The sequence below is a fragment of the Phytopseudomonas argentinensis genome (assembly GCF_900113905.1).
Classification (GTDB): Bacteria; Pseudomonadota; Gammaproteobacteria; order Pseudomonadales; family Pseudomonadaceae; genus Aquipseudomonas; species Aquipseudomonas argentinensis.
Genome location: NZ_FORC01000002.1, coordinates 141,060 through 166,333, shown reverse-complemented (window position 1 = coordinate 166,333; position 25,274 = coordinate 141,060). Strand labels below are relative to the sequence as shown.

26 protein-coding genes are annotated in these 25,274 nt (G+C 63.3%); 12 read left to right on the top strand and 14 right to left on the bottom strand.

Annotation, left to right across the window (positions count from 1 at the left end; translation table 11 throughout):
* Positions 1-48 precede the first annotated feature (48 nt).
* A complete protein-coding gene (locus BM154_RS09290; protein ID WP_074882584.1) occupies positions 49-294 on the top strand; it encodes a hypothetical protein in 246 nt (81 codons plus the stop codon).
* 107 nt (positions 295-401) lie between these two features.
* Positions 402-3,035, top strand: coding sequence for a DEAD/DEAH box helicase (locus BM154_RS09285; RefSeq protein ID WP_074882583.1), 2,634 nt, complete (start codon positions 402-404; stop codon positions 3,033-3,035).
* A 9-nt stretch (positions 3,036-3,044) separates the two neighbouring features.
* Here BM154_RS09285 and BM154_RS09280 read toward each other — a convergent pair whose 3' ends face one another.
* Complete coding sequence (locus BM154_RS09280) at positions 3,045-3,518, bottom strand: phosphate-starvation-inducible protein PsiE (RefSeq protein WP_074882582.1); 474 nt, start codon at positions 3,516-3,518, stop codon at positions 3,045-3,047.
* A 281-nt stretch (positions 3,519-3,799) separates the two neighbouring features.
* On the opposite strand from BM154_RS09280, the gene BM154_RS09275 reads away from it, so the two are divergent.
* The 5 genes from BM154_RS09275 to gcvT all read left to right on the top strand — a co-directional run bounded on the left by BM154_RS09275 (position 3,800) and on the right by gcvT (position 9,707).
* Positions 3,800-4,063: a YebG family protein gene (locus tag BM154_RS09275; protein ID WP_074882581.1), complete on the top strand. Its 264-nt coding sequence runs from the start codon at positions 3,800-3,802 to the stop codon at positions 4,061-4,063.
* A 94-nt stretch (positions 4,064-4,157) separates the two neighbouring features.
* Positions 4,158-4,961, top strand: a complete 804-nt coding sequence (locus tag BM154_RS09270) for a SirB1 family protein (protein WP_074882580.1) — start codon at positions 4,158-4,160, stop codon at positions 4,959-4,961.
* A gap of 285 nt (positions 4,962-5,246) precedes the next feature.
* Complete coding sequence (gene gcvH / locus BM154_RS09265) at positions 5,247-5,630, top strand: glycine cleavage system protein GcvH (protein WP_074882579.1); 384 nt, start codon at positions 5,247-5,249, stop codon at positions 5,628-5,630.
* Positions 5,631-5,639: 9 nt separating this feature from the next.
* Positions 5,640-8,492: an aminomethyl-transferring glycine dehydrogenase gene (gcvP, locus tag BM154_RS09260; protein WP_074882578.1), complete on the top strand. Its 2,853-nt coding sequence runs from the start codon at positions 5,640-5,642 to the stop codon at positions 8,490-8,492.
* A 93-nt stretch (positions 8,493-8,585) separates the two neighbouring features.
* On the top strand, positions 8,586-9,707 hold the full coding sequence (gene gcvT / locus BM154_RS09255; RefSeq protein WP_074882577.1) for a glycine cleavage system aminomethyltransferase GcvT: 1,122 nt from the start codon (positions 8,586-8,588) through the stop codon (positions 9,705-9,707).
* A 38-nt stretch (positions 9,708-9,745) separates the two neighbouring features.
* Here the strand turns inward: gcvT and BM154_RS09250 are convergent, their stop codons facing one another.
* Positions 9,746-10,102: a 5-carboxymethyl-2-hydroxymuconate Delta-isomerase gene (locus BM154_RS09250; RefSeq protein ID WP_074882576.1), complete on the bottom strand. Its 357-nt coding sequence runs from the start codon at positions 10,100-10,102 to the stop codon at positions 9,746-9,748.
* 533 nt (positions 10,103-10,635) lie between these two features.
* On the opposite strand from BM154_RS09250, the gene BM154_RS09245 reads away from it, so the two are divergent.
* Together BM154_RS09245 and BM154_RS09240 are read left to right on the top strand one after the other, a co-directional pair.
* Complete coding sequence (locus BM154_RS09245) at positions 10,636-11,904, top strand: OprD family porin (RefSeq protein WP_074882575.1); 1,269 nt, start codon at positions 10,636-10,638, stop codon at positions 11,902-11,904.
* A 148-nt stretch (positions 11,905-12,052) separates the two neighbouring features.
* The gene (locus tag BM154_RS09240) at positions 12,053-12,991 is read left to right on the top strand and encodes a class I SAM-dependent methyltransferase (RefSeq protein WP_074882574.1); all 939 of its coding nucleotides are present in this window, start codon (positions 12,053-12,055) and stop codon (positions 12,989-12,991) included.
* Here the strand turns inward: BM154_RS09240 and BM154_RS09235 are convergent.
* The 8 genes from BM154_RS09235 to BM154_RS09200 all read right to left on the bottom strand — a co-directional run bounded on the left by BM154_RS09235 (position 12,978) and on the right by BM154_RS09200 (position 19,617).
* Positions 12,978-13,364, bottom strand: a complete 387-nt coding sequence (locus BM154_RS09235) for a 3-phosphoshikimate 1-carboxyvinyltransferase (RefSeq protein ID WP_074882573.1) — start codon at positions 13,362-13,364, stop codon at positions 12,978-12,980. The two genes, BM154_RS09240 and BM154_RS09235, sit on opposite strands and share 14 nt — an antisense overlap.
* Before the next feature lie 99 nt (positions 13,365-13,463).
* Positions 13,464-14,408 (bottom strand): heme o synthase, encoded by a 945-nt coding sequence (gene cyoE / locus BM154_RS09230; protein ID WP_208609440.1) that lies wholly within the window; start codon positions 14,406-14,408, stop codon positions 13,464-13,466.
* A gap of 11 nt (positions 14,409-14,419) precedes the next feature.
* On the bottom strand, positions 14,420-14,752 hold the full coding sequence (locus BM154_RS09225; RefSeq protein ID WP_013790124.1) for a cytochrome o ubiquinol oxidase subunit IV: 333 nt from the start codon (positions 14,750-14,752) through the stop codon (positions 14,420-14,422).
* Positions 14,752-15,375 (bottom strand): cytochrome o ubiquinol oxidase subunit III, encoded by a 624-nt coding sequence (gene cyoC / locus BM154_RS09220; RefSeq protein WP_074882571.1) that lies wholly within the window; start codon positions 15,373-15,375, stop codon positions 14,752-14,754. The genes BM154_RS09225 and cyoC overlap by 1 nt, the downstream gene beginning before the upstream one ends.
* A 3-nt stretch (positions 15,376-15,378) precedes the next feature.
* Positions 15,379-17,352 (bottom strand): cytochrome o ubiquinol oxidase subunit I, encoded by a 1,974-nt coding sequence (cyoB, locus tag BM154_RS09215; RefSeq protein WP_074882570.1) that lies wholly within the window; start codon positions 17,350-17,352, stop codon positions 15,379-15,381.
* 3 nt (positions 17,353-17,355) lie between these two features.
* Positions 17,356-18,252 carry a ubiquinol oxidase subunit II gene (gene cyoA / locus BM154_RS09210; RefSeq protein ID WP_074882569.1) on the bottom strand — a complete coding sequence of 299 codons (897 nt, stop codon included), beginning with the start codon at positions 18,250-18,252 and terminating at the stop codon, positions 17,356-17,358.
* A gap of 451 nt (positions 18,253-18,703) precedes the next feature.
* Positions 18,704-19,315 (bottom strand): DUF6436 domain-containing protein, encoded by a 612-nt coding sequence (locus BM154_RS09205; RefSeq protein ID WP_074882568.1) that lies wholly within the window; start codon positions 19,313-19,315, stop codon positions 18,704-18,706.
* The gene (locus BM154_RS09200) at positions 19,312-19,617 is read right to left on the bottom strand and encodes a hypothetical protein (RefSeq protein ID WP_083414525.1); all 306 of its coding nucleotides are present in this window, start codon (positions 19,615-19,617) and stop codon (positions 19,312-19,314) included. Before BM154_RS09200 ends, BM154_RS09205 begins: the two co-directional genes overlap by 4 nt.
* 431 nt (positions 19,618-20,048) lie before the next feature.
* Between BM154_RS09200 and BM154_RS09195 the strand changes: the two genes are divergently transcribed.
* Positions 20,049-20,660: a Yip1 family protein gene (locus BM154_RS09195; RefSeq protein WP_074882567.1), complete on the top strand. Its 612-nt coding sequence runs from the start codon at positions 20,049-20,051 to the stop codon at positions 20,658-20,660.
* Between the two features lie 59 nt (positions 20,661-20,719).
* Here the strand turns inward: BM154_RS09195 and BM154_RS09190 are convergent, their stop codons facing one another.
* From BM154_RS09190 to BM154_RS24280, 4 genes are read right to left on the bottom strand one after another with little or no spacing between them, the layout of a single operon-like run.
* Positions 20,720-22,060, bottom strand: a complete 1,341-nt coding sequence (locus BM154_RS09190) for a glutamine synthetase family protein (RefSeq protein ID WP_074882566.1) — start codon at positions 22,058-22,060, stop codon at positions 20,720-20,722.
* A gap of 20 nt (positions 22,061-22,080) precedes the next feature.
* Complete coding sequence (locus tag BM154_RS09185; protein ID WP_074882565.1) at positions 22,081-22,638, bottom strand: helix-turn-helix domain-containing protein; 558 nt, start codon at positions 22,636-22,638, stop codon at positions 22,081-22,083.
* Positions 22,639-22,652: 14 nt separating this feature from the next.
* A complete protein-coding gene (locus tag BM154_RS09180) occupies positions 22,653-23,942 on the bottom strand; it encodes an NAD(P)/FAD-dependent oxidoreductase (protein WP_074882564.1) in 1,290 nt (429 codons plus the stop codon).
* Positions 23,943-23,962: 20 nt separating this feature from the next.
* Entirely contained in the window at positions 23,963-24,133 is a 171-nt protein-coding gene (locus BM154_RS24280; protein WP_170286253.1) for a hypothetical protein, read from the bottom strand.
* Here BM154_RS24280 and BM154_RS09175 point away from each other — a divergent pair.
* Together BM154_RS09175 and BM154_RS09170 are read left to right on the top strand one after the other, a co-directional pair.
* Positions 24,132-24,689 carry a tetratricopeptide repeat protein gene (locus BM154_RS09175; RefSeq protein ID WP_074882563.1) on the top strand — a complete coding sequence of 186 codons (558 nt, stop codon included), beginning with the start codon at positions 24,132-24,134 and terminating at the stop codon, positions 24,687-24,689. The two genes, BM154_RS24280 and BM154_RS09175, sit on opposite strands and share 2 nt — an antisense overlap.
* 34 nt (positions 24,690-24,723) lie before the next feature.
* Positions 24,724-25,272 (top strand): RNA 2'-phosphotransferase, encoded by a 549-nt coding sequence (locus tag BM154_RS09170; protein ID WP_074885227.1) that lies wholly within the window; start codon positions 24,724-24,726, stop codon positions 25,270-25,272.
* The last annotated feature ends 2 nt before the right edge of the window (positions 25,273-25,274 follow it).

Below are 25,274 nucleotides of genomic sequence, written 5' to 3'. Positions count from 1 at the left end.
CCGTCCGGTCGGTCGCTAGTCAGGTCACCTCTAGTTTATGGATGCCTTATGGAGTACCTCGACTGGCTGCAATGGCCAGCCATGCTGATCACCGTCATCGCCGCCTGGCTGGTTGCTTCCAAGCAGCGCCGACGCCGCAATCTGGGCTTCTGGGTATTCATGGCCAGCAACCTGCTGTGGATCGCCTGGGGGCTATACAGCCAGGCCTACGCGCTGATCGTGCTGCAACTCTGTCTGGGCGCGATGAACATTCGCGGCGCCATCAAGACCGAGCCAGAAACCGAACGCGCCTAGCGGCCCCGGTGCTGCCATTCGCAGCCGAGCTGTGAGACCATCGGCGGCTTGCCATCGTTTTCGTCTGCCATGCCAAACCTCGTACCCGCCCCGAGAGTAACCGCCTGATGCCCGACATCCTGCACCTGCAGCAGGCCGACTGGCGCGGCGATTTCGACGAAGGCGCACTGCGTCGTGGCCAGGACTACGCCACCCGTGGCCTCAGCCGCCTGCTCAGCCTCAAGGATCACAGCCTGCTCGCCAGTTGCCTGGGCAGCGGCGAGCGCCCCTATCAGCAGCGCATCACCCTGCATGCCTACGGCAAAGGCTGGGGGGTGACCGGCCATTGCAGTTGCCCGGTGGGCTTCAACTGCAAGCACGTGGCAGCCGCCCTGCTCACCCTGGAAGCACGACAGCGTGCCGGTGATGACCTCGGCACCTTGATCGTCACCGAAAAGCCGGTGGACGAAACCCTGCTGGACGACCTGCGCCCACAACCGGTCCTCACCCTGGGCAGCCACGTGCGCGTGCACTTCGATGCGCGCAAGGGGCGCATGCTGGAACAGACCCAGCACCGCGCGGCCCTGGCGTTCGATTACCGGGGTCACAGCGCAGTCGGCAAGGCGGCCAAGGACCTGCTGATTCGCCTCGGCGCGAACCGCCAGTTGCGCATCATCCGCGACGCCGCGCGCGAAGCCGAGCTGCGCCGTCGCCTGGAAGAAGCTGGCCTGCGCATCGCCCTGCGGCAGAGCGAAGCCCTGGCCCAACATCCGGGCGAGCATTTCGAACTGCAGGGCGATGCCGCCTGGCTGAGCTTCATGCAGCAGCAGGTACCGGCCCTGCGCGAGGAAGGCTGGCGCGTCGAGATCCAGCCCGACTTCCAATACAACCTGGCCGAGATCGACGACTGGTACGCCGATGTCGACGAGGTGCCCGAACAGGGCTGGTTCGACCTGGAACTGGGCATCGAGGTGGAAGGCCAGCGCATCAGCCTGCTGCCCATATTGCTGCAAGCCATCCGCCGCTCGCCCTGGCTGCTCTCCGGCGATGCCCTGGCCCAACGCCAGGACGAGGAGCTGTTGCTGGTCACGCTGCCACACAGCCAGCGTCGCGTGGCCCTGCCCTATGCGCGGCTCAAGCCACTGCTGGCGGCATTGGGCGAATTGTTTATCGGTGAGGCCGAGGAAATCGGCACCCGGGTACGCCTGGCGCGCGCTGATGCCGCGCGCCTGAATACCCTGCAACAAGGCCCGGCCCTGAACTGGCAAGGCGGGATCGAACTGCGCGAGTTCGCCCGGCGCCTGCAACACACCACGCAACAAGAGGTGAGCGCCCCCGACGACCTGGCCGCGCAGCTGCGCCCCTACCAGTTGCAGGGCCTGGGCTGGATGCAGGCGCTCGGCGAGCTGGAAGTCGGCGGCGTACTGGCCGACGACATGGGCCTGGGCAAAACCCTGCAGACCCTGGCGCATATCCTGCTGGAGAAGCAGCACGGTCGCCTGCAGCAGCCGGCCCTGATCGTCATGCCCACCAGCCTGATTCCCAACTGGCAGGACGAGGCGGCGCGCTTCGCGCCGACCCTCAAGGTGCTGGCCCTGCATGGCAGCAAGCGGCGCAGCGGGTTCAAGCTGATCGCCGAGCACGATATCGTGCTCACCACCTATGCCCTGCTGCCGCGCGACCTCAAGGCGCTGACCGCCCAGCGCTTCCACCTGCTGATCCTCGACGAGGCGCAGAGCATCAAGAATCCACGCAGCAAGGCCGCCCTCGCTGCCGCCCAGATCAACGCTCGCCAGCGCCTGTGCCTGAGCGGTACACCGCTGGAAAACAACCTGGGCGAGCTGTGGTCGCTGTTCAACTTCCTGATGCCGGGCTGGCTCGGCGACGCCAAGCGCTTTACCCGCGACTACCGCACGCCCATCGAGAAGCACGGCAGCGAGCAACGCCTGGCGCACCTGCGTGGGCGTATCAAACCCTTCGTGCTGCGCCGCAAGAAGGAACAGGTGGCGCGTGAGCTGCCGCCCAAGACGGAAATCACCCAGTGGGTGGAGCTGACCCCGGCGCAGCGCGATCGTTACGAGATCCTGCGCCTGGCCATGGACCGCAAGGTGCGCGAGGAAATCACCCGCCAGGGCCTGGCGCGCAGCCAGATCGTGATTCTCGAGGCCCTGCTGCGCCTGCGCCAGGTGTGCTGCGACCTGCGCCTGCTCGATGAGGCAGCGGCCGCACTCACCAGCAGCGACTCCGGCAAGCTGAGCAGCCTGCTCGACATGCTCGAAGCGCTGATCGGCGAAGGCCGCCGGGTGCTGCTGTTCTCGCAGTTCACCTCGATGCTGGCGCTGATAGAAAGTGAATTGCAGGCCCGCGGCATTGCCTACGCCAAGCTCACCGGCAACACCCGCGACCGGCGCACGCCCGTGGAGCAATTCCAGGCCGGGCAGTTTCCGGTGTTTCTGATCAGCCTCAAGGCAGGCGGCTCGGGCCTCAACCTGACCGCAGCCGACACGGTGATCCACTTCGACCCCTGGTGGAACCCGGCCGCCGAGGCGCAGGCCAGCGACCGTGCCTACCGGATCGGCCAGGACAAGCCGGTGTTCGTCTACAAGCTGATCGCCCGCGGCAGCGTGGAAGAGAAGATCCAGCAGTTGCAGCAGGCCAAGGCCAGCCTGGCCCACGGCCTGCTCGAAGAGGGCGGCAGCCAGAGCAACTGGCAGCTCAGCGAAGACGACCTGCAGGCGCTGTTCGCCCCGCTGAGTGACTGAACCACCCGCTCACTTCTCCGTGTAGCTGTCGCCAACCACTTCGCCCGTCGAATCGATCACCTTGCTGGACGGGAACCGGTACGAGGCGAAACGCACCGCCAACACCGACAGCGCCAGGAAGAAGATGCCGCCACACAGGTACAGCAGGCCGATGTCCGGTGCCTTGTGATGGGACACGTCGCCGATCAGGTAGCGGGTCAGCGCGGTGATGGCGATGTACAGCAGAAAGCGGATCGGCAAATGGTTGGTCTTGAAATAGATGCCGACCATCGCCCCCAGCTCCAGGTAGATGAACAGCAACAGGATGTCATCCACGCTGGCACTGCCCTTTTCCACCATGCTCAGAAAGGCAGCCACCGAGGCCCAGGCGGTCGCCGCACCGATAGCGAACAGGCCCAGGTAATGAAAGCCTTCGACGAACAGGTTGCCGATCGAATTGGCGCCCTTGTGCATGCGCTTGCGGCTGTCGTCTATCCACTTCATGGCATTTCCCCTTTTACGATTGATGCAGCCCGGCTGCCGTGATCATGACGCGCCCCCATGACATTCCATGCAGGAACAAGACCAGCGAACCGACTGCGCTGGCACACAGAAGCGCACCGGCTCGGGAAAGGCACATGCAAATGCCGAATACAGCGATGGTGCCGCGCAGATACGCCAGCTCAGGTTTACCCTGTTCAAACGCAGCGCAGTTCATTATGCTTGCCACAACTGTATGCATGAACAGTATTCTTAATATCAGCGTGAAGGCGTAGAGGTGATGAATGGCCGTCGAAGTGGTGTACCGCAGCAGTCGCGACCCGGAGCGTTTGTTTATGGATAAGGCCGAAGCAGATCGTCACGACAAGATGCTGGAACTGGCCGAGCTGCTCAGCGAGGTATTGCAGAAAGCGGTGCCGTCGCTCAGTGACGATCAGGGTGAAGAACTGGGTATCTACATGGCCAGGAATCGTGAGGTGTTCGCCAAGGCCTTCAAGAACCAGCCCGACGCCCTCGGCGAACTGGGCAGCCAGCCAGCAGCCGAATGACCGTCCGGCGCGGCCTTTAACATCTCTTGGCGTTTCTGTACTGGACGGCCGACGCGTGCGCAGCTAAAACAGGCTCATCCCCCGGGAGGTGACCATGAGCGCGCGCGATCATTGCATTGCCTGTCTGAACGCCGATCCGCCGGCGCTTTTCGAAGCCGCGCTGTGGGTCGCAGCCGAACACGATCCAGCGGTGCAGCCCCGGCAGCTCATGGGCGAATTCGAGGGCCTCAAGCACCAGGTCGATGCCGGCCTGCCCAGCTTCCCGCCCCAGGAGTTGGCGCAACCCCTGTTGCGACGCCTCAGCGATCTGCATTTTTACGAAGATGACGACAGCCCGGTGCGGCCCCAGGCCGCGCTGCTGCACAAGGTACTGCAGCGGCGGCGCGGTCAGCCCCTGAGCATTGCGCTGATTGCCCTGGAGCTGGCGCGTCGGCTGCAGATCCCCCTGCAGGGCGTCAGCTTTCCCGGCTATTTCCTGCTGCGGGTACCCGGCGCCGACCATCTGCTCGACCCCTGCGGGGGGCGGCGACTCTATACCCGCGACTGCCGTGAACTGCTGCTGCGCTATCTCGGCCCCCACGCCCAGTTGAGCGCCGAACATATGCTCGGGTGTGACGCACGCAGCATGATCGTGCGCCTGTCACGCAACCTGCGTCACCTGCACAGCCAGGCCGAAGACTATCTGAGCGCGCTGAAGGATGCCGAGCGCGTGCTGCTTCTGGCACCGCCCAATGTCAACGATCATCTGGCCAGGGCCGACCTCTACAAGAACCTGGACTGCGCCCATGCGGAGCGCTTCGATGTGCAGCGCGCGCTGTTGCTGTGTGACGACGCAGGCCTGCGCCTGAAACTTGGCGAACGCCTGCGCCGATCAAGTGCGCACCCCGCCCTGCATTGAGGCAGCCGGTACGGCGCCTCCCTCAGCGAGCCGTATCGATTTAGATACAGCGTATCCATTACGACACAGACATCTCCGCTGACGACATGTCAGGGCTCCATGGATGTTCCCGGCGAATGTCCGCCCTATATGTATTGAAATCAATACATATAGCTTTACGGCTAACCAGAGAAATTCATAACCAATTGATTGATAAGCAAAATATTAAGTGGCACCGAGTTTGCTATGCGATATCTGGATAATCGCGCCCAACCCAGAGGCGCACAGACCAACAAGGGAACCCCCATGAGCGAATTGCGTTTTACCGTCGAGCACGAATGGCTGCGCCAGGAGGCCAACGGCCTGGTCACCGTAGGCATCACCGCCTACGCTCAAGACGCGCTGGGTGATGTGGTGTTCGTTCAGTTGCCCGAGCTGCAGGCCTATGCCGCTGGCGACGAAGTGGCCGTACTGGAGTCGGTGAAAGCCGCCAGCAATATCGGCATGCCGCTCGACGGCGAAGTGGTCGAGGTCAATCCTGACCTCGAAGCCAGCCCGGAGCTGGTCAATGCCGAGCCCTTGGGCCAGGGCTGGTTCTTTCGCTTCCGCCCAGCCGATGCCAGCGCCCTGGCCGGCCTGCTCGATCAGGACGCCTACGAGCGCCTGCTCAACGCCAAAGCCGACGCTTGAGAGAAGACCATGACCGATCTGACCACCCGCAACGAATTCATCACCCGCCATATCGGCCCGCGCGAGCAAGACACCGCTGGCATGCTGGAAACCCTGGGCTTCAGTGACCTCGACGCGCTGACCGCCAGCGTGATTCCCGGCAGTATCAAGGGCACCAGCGTGTTGCCGGCCGGCGACGGCCAGAGCGAAGCCGAGGCCCTGGCCGCGATCAAGGCCATCGCCGCGAAGAACAAGCTGTATCGCAATTACATCGGCCAGGGTTACTACGGCACCCACACCCCGGCGCCGATCCTGCGCAACCTGCTGGAAAACCCGGCCTGGTACACCGCCTACACGCCCTACCAGCCGGAAATCTCCCAGGGCCGCCTGGAGTCGCTGCTCAACTTCCAGACCCTGATCAGCGACCTCACCGGCCTGCCGATCGCCAATGCCTCGCTGCTTGATGAAGGCACCGCTGCCGCCGAAGCCATGACCTTCTGCAAGCGCCTGTCGAAGAACAAGGCCGCCAATGCCTTCTTCGCCTCCCAGCACTGCCACCCGCAGACCCTCGACGTACTGCGCACCCGGGCCGAGCCTCTGGGCATCGAGGTGGTGGTCGGTGACGAAGCCGCCATCGATGACGCCAGCGCCTTCTTCGGCGCGCTGCTGCAGTACCCGGCCAGCAATGGCGACGTCTTCGACTACCGCGACGTGGTCGAGCGCTTCCATGCGGCCAACGCCCTGGTCGCGGTCGCTGCCGACCTGCTGGCCCTGACGCTGCTGCAGGCGCCGGGTGAGTTCGGTGCCGATGTGGCCCTGGGCAGTGCCCAGCGCTTTGGCGTACCGCTGGGCTTCGGTGGCCCGCATGCAGCCTACTTCGCCACCCGCGACGCCTTCAAACGCGACATGCCGGGCCGCCTGGTCGGCCTGTCGGTGGACCGCTTCGGCAACCCGGCCCTGCGCCTGGCCATGCAGACCCGTGAACAGCACATCCGCCGCGAGAAGGCCACCAGCAACATCTGCACCGCCCAGGTGCTGCTGGCCAACATCGCCGCCATGTACGCCGTCTACCACGGCCCCCAGGGGCTCACCCGGATCGCCAAACGCGTTCACCAGCTCACCCTGATCTTCGCCCGTGGCGTGCAAGGCCTCGGCCTGGCGGTCGAACAGCAGGCGTTCTTCGACACCGTTACTCTGCGCACCGGTGCGCAGACCGCCGCCTTGCACGAGAAAGCCCGCGCAACCGGCATCAACCTGCGTGAAGTGGATGCCGAGCGCCTCGGTCTTTCGTTCGACGAAACCACCACCCAGGCGGATATCGAACAGCTCTGGGCGCTGTTCGCTAATGGCAAGCCTGCGCCGGACTTCACCGCACTGGCCGCCGGGGCCGACAGCAGCCTGCCGGCTGCACAACTGCGCCAGTCGGCAATCCTCGAGCACCCGGTATTCAACCGCTACCACTCGGAAACCGAGCTGATGCGCTACCTGCGCAAGCTCGCCGACAAGGACCTGGCCCTGGATCGCAGCATGATCCCCCTGGGCTCCTGCACCATGAAACTGAATGCCGCCAGCGAAATGATCCCGGTCACCTGGGCCGAGTTCGGCAACCTGCACCCCTTTGCCCCGGCCGAGCAGAGCGCCGGCTACCAGCAGTTGACCGACGAGCTGGAAGCCATGCTCTGTGCCGCTACCGGCTACGACGCCGTGTCGCTGCAGCCCAACGCCGGCTCCCAGGGTGAATACGCCGGCCTGCTGGCGATCCGCGCCTACCACCACAGCCGCGGCGACGATAAGCGCGACATCTGCCTGATCCCGCAGTCGGCCCACGGCACCAACCCGGCCACCGCCCATATGGCCGGCATGCGCGTGGTGGTGACCGCCTGCGACGCCCGCGGCAACGTCGACATCGAGGACCTGCGCGCCAAGGCCGAGCAGCACCGCGACCAGCTGGCGGCGATCATGATCACCTACCCCTCCACCCACGGGGTGTTCGAGGAAGGCATCCGCGAGATCTGCGCCATCGTTCACGACAACGGCGGCCAGGTGTACATCGACGGCGCCAACATGAACGCCATGGTCGGCCTCTGCGCCCCCGGCAAGTTCGGCGGCGACGTCTCCCACCTGAACCTGCACAAGACCTTCTGCATCCCCCACGGCGGTGGCGGCCCGGGTGTCGGCCCGATCGGCGTGAAGGCCCACCTGGCGCCGTTCCTGCCCGGCCACGGGCACATGGCGCGCAAGGAGGGTGCGGTCAGCGCCGCACCGTTCGGCAGCGCCAGCATCCTGCCGATCACCTGGATGTACATCCGCATGATGGGCGGCACCGGCCTGCGCCTGGCCTCGCAGATGGCGATCCTCAACGCCAACTACATCGCCCGGCGCCTGGAAGAGCACTACCCGGTGCTGTACAGCGGTGAAGGCGGCCTGGTGGCCCACGAGTGCATCCTCGACCTGCGCCCACTCAAGGACAGCAGCGGCATCAGCGTCGACGACGTGGCCAAGCGCCTGATCGACTTCGGCTTCCACGCCCCGACCATGTCCTTCCCGGTGGCCGGCACCTTGATGATCGAGCCGACCGAAAGCGAGTCCAAGCAGGAACTCGATCGTTTCTGCGACGCCATGATCGCCATCCGCGAGGAAATCCGCGCGGTCGAGCGCGGCCAGCTGCACGCCGACGACAACCCGCTGAAGAACGCCCCGCACACTGCCGCCGAACTGGTCGGCGAATGGACGCACCCGTACAGCCGCGAACAGGCGGTCTACCCGACCCGTAGCCTGATCGACGGCAAGTACTGGCCGCCCGTGGGCCGCGTCGACAACGTGTTCGGCGACCGCAACCTGGTTTGCGCCTGCCCGCCCATCGAGGCCTATCAGGACGCCTGATCGCGCCTGGGCTGCCGAACGCGTCGGCAGCCCCCTCCCTCTATTAGCCCGCACGCTGCTGCGGGCCGCTCACGACCTATACAGGAGAGCGCAATGAGCTCTGAAATACTGGCGAAAACTCCCCTTCATGCCCTGCACTTGGAACTCGGTGCGCGCATGGTGCCGTTCGCCGGCTATGAGATGCCGGTGCAGTACCCACTCGGCGTGATGAAGGAACACCTGCACACCCGCGAAGCCGCCGGCCTGTTCGATGTCTCGCATATGGGCCAGATCGTCCTGCGCGGCGCCGGCGCGGCCAAGGCGCTGGAAAGCCTGGTGCCGGTGGATATCGTCGATCTGCCGGTGGCCATGCAACGCTATGCCATGTTCACCGATGAAAACGGCGGCATTCTCGACGACCTGATGGTTGCCAACCTGGGCGATGACACGCTGTTTCTGGTGGTCAACGCCGCCTGCAAGCACCAGGACCTGATGCACCTGCAGCAGCGCATCGCCAACCAGTGCCAGGTCGAATCGCGCTTCGAGCGTGCTCTGCTCGCCCTGCAGGGTCCCAGGGCGGTCGAGGTGCTGACTCGCCTGGCACCGGAGGTGGCGAAGATGACCTTCATGCAGTTCCAGGCCGTGCGCTTGCTCGGCGTGGACTGCTACGTCAGCCGCTCCGGCTATACCGGCGAGGATGGCTTTGAGATTTCCGTCCCCGCCGCCCACGCCGAAGCGCTGGCGCGCAGCCTGCTGGCCGAGCCGGAAGTACAACCCATCGGCCTGGGTGCCCGCGACTCGCTGCGCCTGGAAGCCGGCCTGTGCCTGTATGGCCACGATATGAACGCCGACACCACGCCGGTCGAAGCCAGCCTGCTGTGGGCGATCTCCAAGGCGCGACGGGCCGACGGCGCGCGGCCAGGCGGCTTTCCGGGCGCCGAGCGGATCTTCGCCCAGCAGCGCGATGGCGTCGCTCGCAAGCGCGTCGGTCTGCTGCCCCAGGAGCGTACGCCGGTACGCGAAGGTGCCGAGCTGGTGAACGCCGAGGGCGAAGTCATCGGTCAGGTATGCAGTGGCGGCTTCGGCCCCAGCCTGGGCGCTCCGCTGGCCATGGGTTACCTGCAGAGCAGCCATGTCGCCGTGGACAGCGAGGTCTGGGCGCTGGTGCGCGGCAAGCGCGTTGCCATGAAGGTCGCCAAGACGCCGTTCGTGGCCCAGCGCTACTACCGCGGCTAAGCCATGCGGGGGCGGGGATCTCTGCCGCCCCTTCGCGCTCAGCCGGCGTCCAGGCAGCTGCGTCGGTTGCTGAACGCTTCGCGGCGTATGTCGCGCACATCTACCGACAGGCTTTGAACCGCCGGCAGGCGCTCCAGCAGCGCGCGCACGATAGCCATGGACAGCGTCTTCTTCTGCTCGTCGGTACGACCGGCCAGCAGATAGAAGATCACGTGCACGAAATCCTCCTCGCTGCCGCCGATCGTGAAGTGGTCGTAAAGGCTGAGTCGCACCTTCACCTCGCCCTCCTTGAACAATCCGCTGCCCATGGCGGCCGCGTGAACCGTCGTTACCAATTCGCTACCCCCCACGCTTTGCAGCAGCGAGCGGGAACCTTCGATCAGGCAATGTGGCATATCGCTTCTCTTGTCTTGATGTCGTCATCCGTTATCGCACAACATTAGCCCACTGGCGAGGCCGCCTGCAGGTCATGCACACGGCTACGCGGGCAAACCTTCAGAAACGCCTCGCTATAACCTGAAAGCCACTATCTACAGGGCTCTAGGTATAGGCAGCGAGTACCGACCAAGTTCAAGTGGAACCATCAGGTGATCTTTTCATCGGCTTGCGTTGACAAGCCGATTGGGAGCTGTCGATAATCGCCGCCAATGTTGTATGACAACAACGCCTTATAAAAACAAAAAAGGTCGCATCATGAAGCCAGCCTTCACGTCACCTGCATACCGTCTTCCGGGCATCCGCGCCCGATCCGTCGCATTCATCTCGATACCTTCGCGCCACCTATTCGCCGATGGCTAGGGCCTGAGGCAGAGTCCTGCGCCATGGCGCAGGTCTGCGCCCTGTAAGGGGCATTCCACACCGACCTCACGGCATGTCGATCAGCGATTGGCAGAGGACGGGCTGTTCAAAAATCGGGAGCACAACAACAATGACCGCACGCAAAATCATCTCGCTGGGCCTGATCGGCGCCGGAACCATGGCCCTGGCCGTGCCGTTCGCCGCCCATGCCGAAGGCTTCGTAGACGATGCCAAGGTGTCGCTGAACCTGCGCAACTACTACTTCAACCGTAACTACCTCAACGGCACCGACCCGGTCATCAACGGCGAGCGCCAGGGCCAGGCAGAGGGCTGGACGCAGAGCTTCATTCTCGATGCTCGCTCCGGTTACACCGCTGGCACCGTAGGCTTCGGCATCGACGTGCTGGGCCTGTACTCGGTCAAGCTGGACGGCAATGCCAACACCAGCAACAGCGGCCTGCTGCCAGAGCACGGCCCCGCTGGCAATCGCAACGTTCCTGACGACTTCGGGCGTACCGCCGTGGCCGCCAAGGCCAAGATCTCGAAGACCGAACTGAAGGTTGGCGAGTGGTTCGCCGTGCTGCCGATTCTGCGTGCCGACGACGGCCGTTCGCTGCCCCAGACTTTCCAGGGTGCGCAGATCACTTCCGCTGAAATCGACGGCCTGACCCTGTTCGGCGGCCAGTTCTGGAAGAACAGCCAGCGCAACGACGCCAGCCGTGAAGACATGTCCTACAGCGGCATTTCCGGCGGCGATTTCAACTTCGGCGGTGGCGAGTTCAAGTTCAACGGCAACAACACCCTGGTCGGCCTGTGGCACGCCCGCCTGGAAGATATCTACCAGCAGAGCTACCTGCAACTGACCCACAGCCAGCCGGTCGGCGACTGGGTGCTGGGCGCCAACCTCGGCTACGTCACCGGCAAGGACGAAGGCTCGGCCAAGGCCGGTGATCTGGACAACAAGGTGTATCAGGCCGCCCTGTCCGCCAAGCGCGGCAACAACACCTTCCTCGTGGGCTACCAGCGCATGGGTGGTGACACCAAGTTCATGCGCGTCGACGGCGCCAGCGGCGGCACCCTGGTCAACGACGGTTTCACCACCAGCTTCGACAGCCCTGAAGAGCGCTCCTGGCAGGTTCGTCACGACTACAACTTCGCAGGCCTGGGCGTCCCCGGCCTGGTGTTGATGAACCGCTACATGAGCGGCTCGAATATCCGTGTGGCCGGTGGCGGCGAAGCCGAAGAATGGGCACGCGAATCCGAGCTGGCCTACACCGTGCAGGATGGCACCTTCAAGAACCTGAGCATCCGCTGGCGCAACTCCAGCGTCCGCCGCGACGTCGGCCAGGACGCCAGTGAAAACCGCCTGATCTTCAACTATCCGTTGTCGATCCTGTAACACACGCGTCGTAACGCTGACTCCAGTGGCATGTTGGCCCGTCCCCAGGACGGGCCTTTTTTATGCAGCAGACGATCGCCCTCGGCCGTGAGCCAATCGGCTGCTTGGTTTACACTGCCGCGCCCTGTCGACCTACAGCGCCGCCACGATGAACGCCACCCATCTCGCCCTGCTTCACCACCACCTGAGCGACTCGCTGCGCGCCCTGCCCGGCGAAACCCGGCGCCTGTTCCACGGCCGTGGCCGGTGCTGGGAAGGGCTCGAACACATCACGGTCGACTGGCTGCAGGGCATCGTCCTGGTGTGCTTGTTCCGCGAGCCGGCTGCCGATGAATTCGCGGCCCTGCAGACAATGTTGCAGCAACTGGGTACCTCGGATGAATGGCAACGCAGCGGCGCCCACAGCCTGCTGCTGCAACAGCGCTACCTGCCCGACAGCCCGATGCATTGCCTAGTGGGTGAGCTGCCCGAAGAATGGGTCATCGAGGAAGACGGCCTGCGCTTTCTGCTCGACCTGGGCCGCAAGCAGAACACCGGTCTGTTTCTCGACATGCGCCTGGGGCGGCGCTGGGTGCGCGAGCATGCCGGGGGCCAGCGGGTGCTCAACCTGTTCGCCTATACCTGCGGCTTCTCGGTGGCTGCACTTGCCGGCGGCGCCGCGCAGGTGGTCAACCTGGACATGGCCAAGGCCGCCCTGAGCCGCGGCCGTGACAATCACCGGCTCAATGACCATGACCTCACCCGGGTCAGTTTCCTCGGCCACGAGCTGTTCAAGTCATGGGGCAAGGTCAAGCGCCACGGGCCGTACGACCTGATCATCATCGACCCGCCGTCGTTCCAGAAGGGCAGCTTCGCCCTCAGCCGCGACTACGGCAAGATCCTGCGCCGGCTTCCCGACCTGCTCAGCGCCGAGGGCCGCGTGCTGGCCTGCGTCAACGACCCCGATATCGGCAGCGACTTCCTGATCGCCGGCATGGTCAGCGAGGCCCCCGAGCTGCGCTTCGAGCGGCGCCTGGCCAACCCGCCGGAATTTCCCGACGTGAGCCCCGAGGGCGGGCTCAAGGTTCTGCTGTTCAAACGCGGTTGAACCAGTCCCACAAGCCCAGGGAGAAACCGGAGAACAGGTTGATGCCCAGCGCCGACTTGACTAGGTACAGGAACAGCAGGCCAAGCGCCAGGGAAACCATCAGGAACAGGCTGACGCCCAGTGCCTTGGCGGTCAGCGACAGCTCCTGCTGGGCGCGGCTGAGGTCACGCTTGTTGCGCCCCGCCAGGAACACGAAATAGTAACGCCAGCGCCACAGTTTGAGGGTGCCGCGCAGATCTACGGGGTGGTGGCCCCACTGCCGCGCGCCGAAGGCCACCTTGAGCGCGGCGAGCTGCTCGGCGCTGAAGGAATCCCTGAGATCCTCGGGCAGGCGATCCTTGAGGCCGGTGATGAAGGCGTCTTGCTCGTTCACGTCATATCTCCAAAATCGCTAGAAGCCTGATAGCCCCCACAACGAAAACGGGCCCCGTCATCGGTGATGACGGGGCCCGCTCGATTCGCTCGTCAAGGCTCAGCGCGAGGCAAATGCCGCACAGAAACCACTGACACTGTCGACGCCACAGATGTGATTGACCGAGGTCATCAGCATCTGGCTCGGCGTGGCCTGGAAGTCCACCGACATCATCACGCTCAGCGCGGTGATGGTGACGATGGAGAACACGAACAGCTTGCGTGCCCAGACCTTGTCATCGACGGCCTTGTAACCCGACACCCCCATCCACAACCAGTAGGCGCCGCTGACTGCCGCTACCACGAAGTAGCTGTAGCCCGCGTAACCGCTGATGGTCAGCATCAGGGTGGCGACCAGGAACGCGGCGATGTACAGGACGATGCTGCGTTTGGCAGCGGGAACGCCCTTGATCACCGGCAACACCGGAATGTTGGCGGCCTGGTAGTCATTGAAACGAAAGATGGCGATAGCGTACGAGTGGGGCATCTGCCAGAGGCTGAAGATCAGCAGCAGAATCGCTGCCCCCATGTCGAACTCGTTGCTTACAGCGCAATAGCCCACAACAGGCGGAGCGGCGCCCGACAAACTGCCAACCAGGGTTCCATAAACCGAATTACGCTTGAGGTACAGGCTGTACAGCCCGACGTAGACGACGAAGCCCATCAGGACCAAGGCGACTGCAAGCAGATTCGTGGCTTTATAGAGCAAGGCAACGCCTGCAATCCCGAGGATGCAGGCGTAAACGATGGCATGAGTCGGCGGAACCAGGCCTTTTACCAGCACCCTGTTCTTGGTCCGCTCCATCTTTTCATCGATGTCCATATCGATGTAGTTGTTGAACACGCAACCGGAAGCAATCACCAGAGCGACGCCGAGTGCTGTTGCCAGGAACAGCATCAGGTCGATATCCCCCTTCGAAGCCAGGAAGAAGCCACCGGCCACGGAAATCATGTTCCCGAAGACGATGCCCGGCTTGGTCAGGAGCAGGTATTGCTTGAACATCAGGCTGCTCTCTTTTAGTTGGCCATCATGTAGTAGTGCATGCTCCAGATGATCCAGATAGAGAGCGCTACGACGATGATGGTGATCAGGATGGTGAACACGAAGGCAACCGTGTTCCAACGCTGAGCGGACGAAGTGTTCATGTGCAGGAAGTACACCAGGTGTACGTAGATCTGCACGACCGCGAAGGCGACGATGGTGAACAACGTGGCCGCTTTCGACATGACGGGGTTCATCACGATCGCGAACGGGATCACGGTGAGGATTACCGACAGCACGAAGCCGACGACGTAATCCTTGGTGCTGCCGTGGCTCGCGCCAGCGGCAGAGTGGTGATCATGAGCCATTACAGAGCCCCCATCAGGTAAACAACGGTAAACACGCAGATCCAGACCACGTCGAGGAAGTGCCAGAACAGGCTCAGGCAGCTCAGGCGGGTCTGGGTGACCGGGGTCAGGCCACGGCTGGCGACCTGGTGCATCATCACGGCCATCCAGATCAGGCCGGCACTGACGTGCAGACCGTGGGTGCCGACCAGGGTGAAGAACGCCGACCAGTAAGCGCTGACCTGCGGCGCGGCACCTTCATGGATCAGGTGGTGGAACTCGTACAGCTCGATCGAGATGAACACCAGACCAAACAGGAAGGTGGCGGCAAGCCAGGACAGCACTTTGCCTTTGTCGCCACGGTACATGGCCAGCATGGCCATGCCGTAGGTGATACTGGAGAACAGCAGGGCGAAGGTTTCGACCAGAACCAGTTTCAGGTCGATCAGATCCTTCGGAGTAGGCCCGCCGGCGTACGCGGTGCTGAGCACCGCGAAGCCTGCAAAGATACTCGCGAACAGGATGCAGTCGGTCATCAGGTAAATCCAGAACCCGAAGACCTTCATTTCACCCGCGTCGTGGTGATGCTCGTGCTCATGATCATCGTCATGAGCGGCGTGGTTGCTCAAAACTTCACTGGACATGGTTTACGCCTGATTAGCTTTTGCTTGAATGTGTGCCTTTTCGATGCGCTCGATCTCGTCGGGCTGCACGTAGTAGTCGACATCCGTGTTGTAACTGTTACGGATCAGAACCACGAACGTACCGACGAAGCTCACCGCTGCCAGCCACCAGATGTGCCAGACCAGGGCGAAACCGAAGGCCAGAGCGCCAACGGACATGATCAGGCCAACGCCGGTGTTCTTCGGCATGTGGATCGGCGAGTACTTGCTCGGCGCCGGCTTGAGGCCGTCACGCTTCTGCTCGTGGAACTCGTCGATGCGATCACCACGCGGGGTGACGGCGAAGTTGTAGAACGGTGGCGGCGACGAGGTCGACCATTCCAGGGTACGCGCGTCCCATGGGTCGCCGGTCACGTCGGCCAGTTCCTTGCGCTTGATGATCGATACCGCGAACTGGATCAGGGTGCAGAGGATGCCCAGACCGATCAGGAACGCACCGCAGACGGCCACGTAGGTCAGGGGTACCCACTCCGGGTTGGTGACACGGTTCAGACGACGGGTCATGCCCATGAAGCCGAGGATGTACAACGGCATGAACGCCAGGTAGAAACCGCTGATCCAGAACCAGAAGGACGCCTTGCCCCAACCTTCGTGCAGACGGAAGCCGAAGGCTTTCGGGAACCAGAAGGTGATACCGGCCATGTAGCCGAATACCGCACCGCCGATGATCACGTTGTGGAAGTGGGCGATCAGGAACAGGCTGTTGTGCAGCAGGAAGTCAGCACCCGGAACGGCCAGCAGTACGCCGGTCATACCACCGATGGAGAAGGTGATGATGAAACCCAGGGTCCACAGGATCGGCGAAGTGAACTCCAGACGACCGCGGTACATGGTGAACAGCCAGGTGAAGATCTTCACACCGGTCGGGATGGCGATGATCATCGTCGCGATACCGAAGAAGGCGTTGACGCTGGCGCCAGAGCCCATGGTGAAGAAGTGGTGCAGCCAGACCACGAACGACAGCACGGTGATCGCCACGGTGGCCCAGACCATCGAGGCGTAGCCGAACAGACGCTTGCGGGCGAACACTGCAGTCACTTCGGAGAACACACCGAAGGCTGGCAGGATCAGGATGTACACCTCAGGGTGGCCCCAGGCCCACAGGAGGTTGACGTACATCATCGGGTTGCCACCGGCTTCGTTGGTGAAGAAGTGGAAATCCAGGTAGCGGTCCAGGGTCAGCATGCCGAGTACGGCAGTCAGGATCGGGAACGCGCCGCAGATGATCACGCTGGTGCACAGGATGGTCCAGGTGAAGATCGGCATTTTCATCAGGGTCATGCCCGGGGCACGCATCTTGATGATGGTCACGAAGAAGTTGACACCGGTGAGCAGCGTACCGATACCGGATATCTGCAGCGCCCATATGTAGTAGTCGACCCCGACCCCCGGACTGTACTCGATACCCGACAATGGCGGATACGCGACCCAGCCGGTCATGGCGAACTCACCGACGAACAGTGACACGTTGGTCAGCAGCACGCCGACCACGAACAGCCAGAAGCTCAGCGAGTTGAGGAACGGGAAGGCAACGTCGCGCGCACCGATCTGCAGCGGCGTGACGATGTTCATCAGACCGACCACCAGTGGCATGGCCACGAAGAAGATCATGATCGTACCGTGAGCGGTGAAGATCTGATCGTAGTGGTGCGGCGGCAGGTAACCCTCGGCACCGCCGTGGGCGAGCGCCTGCTGGGTACGCATCATGATCGCGTCAGCGAAGCCACGCAGTAGCATGACCAGGGCGACGAGAATGTACATCACGCCGATTTTCTTGTGGTCGACCGAGGTCAGCCATTCGGTCCACAGGTAGCCCCATTTCTTGAAATAGGTCAGTGCAGCGACCACACCGAGACCACCCAGTACCACCGCGATCATGGTGACTACAAGGATGGGCTCGTGCAGGGGTATTGCGTCTAGTGTCAGCTTTCCGAACATCGTTTATTCCTCCGCACCTGAAGCGTGCGCGGCTTCGCTCACAGGGTTGCTCTTGTAATCGATGTACTGGCCGAGGATCTGCCGGAACAGGCCTGGCTGAGCATTGAAGTACTCGACTGGGTTGTTTTCACTCGCCTTGGCCAGCATCTGGTAGCTGCCATTGAAGTCCAGCGTGTTCGGCGACTGCTTGGCCTTGGCCACCCACTGCTCGAACTCTTCATTGCTGGTGGCATGCACGGCGAATTTCATGCCGGTGAAACCATGACCGCTGTAGTTGCCCGACAGGCCGAAGAACTCGCCCGGCTCATTGGCAATCAGGTGCAGCTGGGTGCGCATGCCGCCCATGGCGTAGACCATGCCGCCCAGTTGAGGGATGAAGAAGGTGTTCATCACGCTCTGCGAGGTGATCTGGAAGCTGATCGGCGTGTTGTCCGGGATGTACAGCTCATTGACGGTGGCAATGCCCTGCTCCGGATAGATGAACAGCCATTTCCAGTCCAGCGAGACCACTTCGACGGTCAGCGGCTTGTTCTCGTGCTCGATGGCCTTGTAGGGGTCGAGCGAGTGGGTGGTCTTCCAGGTGATCACCGCCAGCACGATGATGATCACGCAAGGGACGCCCCAGACGATGGCCTCGATCTTGTGCGAGTGAGCCCACTCGGGCGCGTAGGTCGCGTCCTTGTTCGAGGAGCGATAGCGCCAGGCGAACAGAATGGTCATGAAAATGACGGGTACCACCACGATCAGCATCAGCAGAGTGGCGGTAATGATCAGGTTGCGCTGCTCGATGCCGATTTGGCCTTTCGAATCGAAAAGAACCCAGTCGCAGCCACTCAGGGAGACGGCCACGACAATCGTCAGAAGCGTGCGGAACAAGCGGTGGTACTTCTCTTCTCTCATTTCACGACCTTCAGCAAGTGATATCCCACATAGCGTTCTGTTCAGCCTGACACCCAATGCCACCGGGCATGCCAGGAAAACGATGCGCTCAGGCACCGAAATCGTTTCAGCATCGAAACTACTAAACGGAGGGGGCGACATTTTCGGTTACGCAGCCGAAAAAACCAACCGCATAACGACGATGGGCCTACAAATAGTCGGGGAGTATGTCACCCCCCGGCCTGCCCCGACCCAGCTGCACCAACTGCCATCGAGCAGTTGCCAACGCCTCGCTCAGCTCGCAAAGCCCCACATGATCGCACCTGTAGCGCGAGAGCGAATTACCGCTCGCGGGCCTGGCGCGAATCTTCGGGTGAGTTGCGACTCATAATAGTGCCTCGTACCTGCGCAGTTGCGCGGCAATATGTCGCACAGCGGTAACCCCATAAAACCTGTGGATTACTGCGATGAATCAAGAACCTTCTTTTGCCTGCCAGTCGCAGTAACAGCCCACCGCCATGGTATTGGCCGCAGAGACGCTACGGTTGGCCGACAAGGCGTCGAGAATCGGCTCGACGAAACTGTTCGAGGAATTGCACACCAATCCCTCGCTGTAGGGTCCGGCATAGGCCAGGTTACCCTTCTGATCCCAGATGGCGATGGCCGGACTGGCCGGAATCGACTCCATGCCTTCGAGTGATTCCAGGGGCGTCAGCTTACCGCGCAAGAATGGCAGCATCTCACCGGTGCTGCCCGGCTTCTGCACGCTATAGAACTCGACGCCGGAAAACCGATACAGGCCGATCAGGTAATTGAGGTGGGCGTCGGTTTCCTTGTGACAAGGGCACTGTGGATCCCAGAAATGCACCACACGAATCTTGCCGGGGCCGGCCAGTTCGGCGGGAAGCTTGAGGCCACCACCCTGGAAGAACACCGCCTGCTGCTCCTGGTCACCGAAGGGGCGCAGGTACGATACCCCGAAGCGGCTCCACGCCCAGGCGGCCATGGCGACGACGATGACCAGCGCCAGCAGGCACAGGATCAGCAGGAAGCGCTTGGACGGTGCGGCCTGTTCCTGGCTCATTGCTCGGGCTCTCGACCGTACTTGATGCGGAACTGTTTCTCCATTTCCTTGCAGCTGTCGGTGGCGAAGGCACGCGAGGTGGGCGTGGCCGACGGGTCGTTGGCCTTGCCCCAGCAGGCCTGGATGGCGCCCAGCTCGTTGGCCTGCACGTCAGCAGTCTGCTCACGGGTAATGGCATAGATGATGATGCCGAATACCAACACGATGAAGCCGAGCCCCAGCAGGGTCAGCCACAGACAACCACCGCGCTTGCCGTCGTCCGACTGCTCGGTGGATCGATTACGTGCCTTGTCGTCGCTCATGTCATGGCCCTGCCTGAGAGGGTGCGCAACATAGCACTTTTGCCCCGCCCGAGGCAGGGGCCAAAGAGCACATATAAAATCTAGGGATATGCCCCCTGCCCTCCCCTGCCGCCCGCCAGAGTGCAGCGTTGCTGGGTTCGCCAGCGCGGCGCTACGGCTCGTGCCCGGGCGCCTCGACATACCTGGTAACGACCACCGGTGGCACTTTGCGAAACGCCGGGGCGGCCCGCCAGCCGTGGCATTTGCCGCCGACCGGGCGAGGCACCGAGAGAGCCGTGCGCCTTGGTGGTGAATTTCTGGTCAAACCTATTGCGGTGAACTTCACTCATACCTGTGAGGGCTGAATTGAATGGCACATGCCGCACAATCCAGACTGATCAGCTCTCGGGTATCTCATGCCGGCACGATGCTGGAGCCAGAGGAGAAGAGTCATGATCAATCACATTTGGGGGCTGCTGGCCAATCCGGGCCGCGAGTGGCGCAACATCGACCGGGAAAAGGAAAGCATCACCAACCTTTACGCCCGTCACGTTCTGCTGATGGCACTCATTCCTGTCGTCAGCGCTTTTATCGGTACCACCCAGATCGGCTGGCATCTGGGCGGCGAAGCCTACAAGGTGGCGGTGCCGACTGCCGCAGCGCTGGGGGTGGTGTTCTACATCCTGATGCTGATCGGCGTGGCGATCATGGGTAACGTCATCCACTGGATGTCCGACTCCTTCGCCAGCCGCCCGACCCGTCGCCGCTGCATCATCTTCGCAGGCTACGTGGCCACGCCGCTGTTCATCGCTGGTATCGCCCTGCTGTACCCGAAAGCCTGGTTGCTGCTGATGGTCGGCATCGTTGCGCTGGCCTACAGCGCGCGCCTGCTCTACGTGGGCATGCCGGCGTTCCTGCGCATTCCGGTCAACGAGGGCCTGACCATCTCCGGCGGTACCCTGGCCATCGGCGTGCTGGTGCTGGAGCTGCTGCTGGCCCTGACCGTGGCCCTGTGGGGCCTGGGGTTCAATGACTACGCGGTGAGCTGGTCGCTGTTCCGCTAACCGCTGCCCCATAGAAAAGCCCGCCATTGGCGGGTTTTTTCATTTATGCCGCGATGAGCTCAGAGAAACCAGCGGTACTCCCGAGCATTGATATGCTCCATGAACGCCAGGTGATCCTGCCGTTTATTCTCGCAATACACCATCACGAACTCCTCACCCAGCCCGGCATTGACGGCCGGATGATGGCGCATCTGCGCCACCGCCGCGAGCATGTCCATGGGAAAGTCGATGCCGCTCTGACGGTTCTCATTCAGCGGTGCGATAGGCTCGACACGTTGTTCAAGGCCATGCTCCATAGCACCCAGAATCGCTGCCAGCACCAGATACGGGTTGGCATCGGCACCGGCCAGGCGATGCTCGATACGCAGGTTGCGCGCATCGGAGTCGGGAATCCTCACGCAGGCATCGCGATCCTCGTAACCCCAGCTGGCCCGGCTGGCGGCATTCACCCGCGAGCCATAACGGCGGTAGGCGTTGTGGTGCGGCGCGAAGATCGGCATGCAGTGCGGCAACCAGTCCAGGCAACCGGCTACGGCGTGGCGCAGCGGCCGGCCGTCGTCAGGCGCCAGTAGGTTGTTGCCCTGCTCGTCGTAAAGGCTGACGTGCACGTGCATGCCGCTGCCCGGCGCATCCAGGTACGGTTTGCTCATGAAGCTGGCGCGATGACCATGCTTGAGTGCCACGCCACGGGTCAGCCGGGTGAACAGTGCGGCCCAGTCGGCGGCCTGCAGACCGTCGTCACAGTGGCCGAAATTGATCTCGAACTGCCCGGGGCCGATTTCTGCGGTGATCACGTTGGCGTCGATGCCCTGCTCATTGGCCACCTCGACGATCTCGTGCAGCACCGGGGAGAAGCGCGACAGACGCTCGATATGCAGGTTGGGCTGGTCGTCCTCGTCGCCGCACAACGGATCGCGGGGGAATTGCGGCAAACCGTCCTTCAGCGCCCGGTCGAACAGATAGAACTCCAGCTCGAAGGCCACCACCGGGCGCATGCCCTTGGCCGCCAGGCGCGCCAGCACCCGGGCCAGCACTTCCCGAGGTTCGAACTCGATGGGCGACTCGGTACCGTCGGAACTGATCAGCATCTGCCCCAACGGTTGCTGCTCCCAACGCACCGGTTTCAGCGTGCCCGGGATCAGACGCCGCGTGGCATCCGGGTCGCCATCATGGAAGCAGTAGTCGCCGATTTCGTGCAGGCCACCCTGGGCGCCGAGCAGCACGCAGTTCTGCGGTAGCTTGAGCAGACTGCCGGCGGCGACCTTCGCGAGCATGTCGATGGGGTAGCGCTTGCCATAGAAGTGCCCGGGAATGTCCAGGCAGATCAGGTCGACGTAACGCACGTCGGGGTGAGCGGCGCGAAAGGCGCTGACTTCGTCGGACAGGCTTGTGAAGGTCATATGCGATTTCCTGTGCCCGCCTAGCGGAACACCCAGAGTACCCGTGCGGGCTGATCGGTAAGGTTGGCGTAGCGAAACTGGCTGTGCGGCGGCAACTGGAAACTGTCATTGGGCCCCAGGGTGACGGGCTCGGGCTGATCGTCCAGCCAGATGCTCAACTGGCCCTCGAGCACGAAGCCGCCCTGCTCGGAGCTGTCGTTCAGGTGCCCCTCGCCACTGGTCGCGCCGGGGGCCAGGTGGCTTTCCAGCATGGAGAAGCCGGCCGACATGCTTGGCGAAGCCAGCACATCGGTAATGCCTCCGGCGTAATACAGGGTGCGCCGCTCGCCAGGGCGGGTGACCCAGGGCAGTGCCCGCGGTTTTTCCAGGCTGTAGAAATAGGTGGTCGACACGCCCAGGGTTTCGCTGATGGCGGTCAGATCCGCCACGGTCGGTTTTGACAGGCCACGCTCGACCTGGGACAGGAAGCCCACCGAACGGCCGATGCGCGCGGCCAGCTCGCCAAGGGTCAGGTTCTTGTGCTTGCGCAGATCACGAATGAGGATCGCCAGGCCTTCGATTTCTTCCTGCATGTCCATGCCGGTGCAGTCCTTCATAGATAGTCACGCAGCCGATACCAGGCCTTGCCCGCCGCCTCCAGCGGCCCTGCCAGCCAGGCGCCGCCCGGAAAGCGCGGATTGCCGATGCGCTGATACAGGGCCAGCAGCTGTTGCTCGCCGAGGATCGCGTCGGTCACCGCCCGCGCCGCGGCCAGGGTCGGCAGTACGCCGTGCCCCGAAAAGCCCTGCAACCAGTAGCGCTGCCCCTGACAGCCGACATCCGGGGTGCGCTTCATGGTGACGTCGATATGCCCGCCCCAGCCATAGTCGATGGCGACGCCTTTGAGCTGGGGAAACACCCGCTCCAGATAGGGCCGTGTCGCCGCCGGCACGTCACTTGGCAAGCCGCCCAGGTAGGTGCAGCCACCGCCGAACAGCAGGCGGTTATCCGGGGTCAGGCGAAAATAGTCGGGCACGAACTGGTTGTCGATCACGCAACTGTCATGGGGCAGCAGCGAGCGCGCCAGTTGCGGGTCGAGCACCGCGGTTGCCACCTGATAGGAGCCCACCGGCAGAACCCGTTGCGACAGCGACCGGTCCAGATCATCGAGGTAGGCATTGCAGGCCAGCACCAGGACGTCGGCGCGCACTTCGCCATGCTGGGTGCGCAGCCGATAACCTTCCGGCAAGGTTTCGTAGGCCAGGGCGCGGGTCTGCTCGAAGATCCGCCCGCCGGCCTTCTCGATGGCCGTGGCCAGCCCCTGGGCCAGCTTGAGCGGATTGAGATGGGCGCCCCTGGCGTCGTGCAGCGCCGCCACGTAGCGCGGGCTGTCGAGCCACTCGCGCAGCTCCGCGCCCTCGATCAGGCGCAGGTCGCGGTAGCCCCACTTGTGCACGGCCTCGTGCTGCGCGTCGCGCAACAGGCCGACGCGACGCGGCAGCACTGCGGTCCACAAGCTGCCGACGCGGTAGTCGACCTCGAAGCCATGGCGCGCCGGCAACTCGCGCAGCTCGTCGGCGGCCCAGCACATGCTGTCCCACAGCTGGCGGGCGCCATGCAGGCCGAGGGCTTTTTCCAGCGGCGGCATATCGCACGACCAGCCCAGCAGCGCCTGCCCGCCATTGCGCCCCGAGGCGGCCCAGGCCACCCGGCTGGCTTCCAGCAGCACCACACGCTTGCCGGCCTTGGCCAGGCGCAGGCCGCAGTGCAGGCCGCTGAAGCCCGCTCCGACGATCACCACGTCGCAGTCCACGCTGGTCTCGAGACGCGCCCGCTCGGGGATCGCGCCGGGGTAGCTGCCTGCATAGTAGGTGGCGGGGTGCTGGGCGGACTGCCTGAACATGGGATGAAATTATCAAATGGTTATTTCATGAAAAAATACACCAATAATTTCACGCAACCAAGCGCATCGTTCAGCAGCGGGCGAACCGTTTGCGCGCAGGCGGGTCGAACCCCGACAACAATCACAGCACCGACGGCTCCCTGGCTATTCAAGACCACGAAGTTCAGGCCGTCTCCATGGAGCTCAAGCATGATCCGACCGTTCGCCCTCACCACGCCGCTGCTGCTGGCCAGCTTCCTAGCCCTGCTGGCCGGCTGCGCCAATCAAGAGCAAACCCCGCCCGCCACGACCCAGGGCCCGGCCGGTGCAGCCTCATCGGAGCAGCAGACCGCGGACGGCGACTTCCAGCGCCTGACCGAGCTGGCACAGCGCGGCGATCTGGACAGCCAGTTCAAGCTCGGCAGCTTCTACTTCGTTGGCAAGCCCCAGAAGAACCTCAAGCAGGCCGAGTACTGGTGGAAGCAGGCGGCCGATCGCGGCCATGCCGAAGCGGCGGTCAGCCTCGCCTACCTCTACACCGGCCGTGACAACCCGGAATTTCGCAACCCGCCAGCCATGCTCAAGTACCTGAACCAGTCCGCCAGTAGCGGCAATCCCATGGCCCAGCATATTCTCGGCAACCTCTACCTGCGCGGCATCGATGGCGTCGCGCGCGACCCCAACCAGGCCCGCCGCCTGTTCCAGAGCGCCTGCCGGCAGAATTTCGCGGCCAGTTGCAAGGCCCTGGACAGCGCACCCGGCGCCTGAGACTCGGCTGTTTACAAGGACGTTTATGAATACCATGAGCCGCGACTCACACACTGCAGTCAGCAAGTTCCTCAGCTATGTGCTGCGCCACGAACCGCAGACCATCGGCCTGCAGCTGGACAGCGAGGGCTGGGCCGAAATCGACGCGCTGCTCGAAGGCGCGGCCCGCAGCGGCCGCCAGCTCGACATCGAGCCCCTGCAGGCGGTGGTGGCCGACAACGACAAGCAGCGCTTCAGCCTGTCGGCCGATGGCCGCAGGATCCGCGCCGCCCAGGGCCACTCGACCACCCAGGTGCAGCTCCAGCACGTGCAGAAGCAGCCACCCGAGCGCCTCTATCACGGCACGGCCAGCCGCTTTCTGCAATCCATTGAAAGTCAGGGTCTGGTCGCCGGGGCGCGCCATCATGTGCACCTGTCCCAGGATGTGGAGACTGCCCGGCAGGTCGGGCAGCGCTACGGCAGCCCGGTGATCCTCGAAGTCGACGCGTTACGCATGCATGAGCAGGGTTGCGAGTTCTTCCAGGCCGACAACGGCGTTTGGCTGACGCGAGCGGTGCCCGGCGAGTTCCTGCGCCGAGCCTGAGT